We start from the raw sequence: 446 nt of genomic DNA on the forward strand, positions 1-446 counted from the left end.
TCATCCCCATTTGGCTTTCTGCAAATATTTCACTCACTTCACCACAAGCATAAGCAAAAAATTGCAGCTTTCTGCTAGCAGTTATTCTTGAATCCAGTTGACGTAAAGAACCAGCCGCTGCATTTCTAGGATTAGCAAAAGCTAATTTGCACTTTTCTTGTTGATTCACATTAAATGCTTGGAAATCCGCCCGCCGCATATAAACTTCACCGCGAACTTCAATTATATCAGGGAATTTGCCTTGTAAAACTTGCGGAATATCAGAAATTGTTCGTGCATTCGCAGTTACATTTTCACCGACATATCCATCACCACGCGTTGCAGCACAGACAAGCCTTCCTTGTTCATAGCGCAAAGATAAAGATAAACCATCAATCTTCGGCTCTGCTGTTATTTCCAACATTTGTGTTTCTGGCAGTCGTAAAAAACGCCGAACACGCTCCATA

The 446-nt window shown here is 41.3% G+C and carries 1 pseudogene; it reads right to left on the bottom strand.

The annotated features are described in order from the left end of the window. Positions 1-446: pseudogene (locus ACFIO5_RS11550) on the bottom strand (NAD-dependent DNA ligase LigA); the annotation flags it as partial.

It is taken from the genome of Bartonella sp. AA86SXKL, from assembly GCF_042196885.1.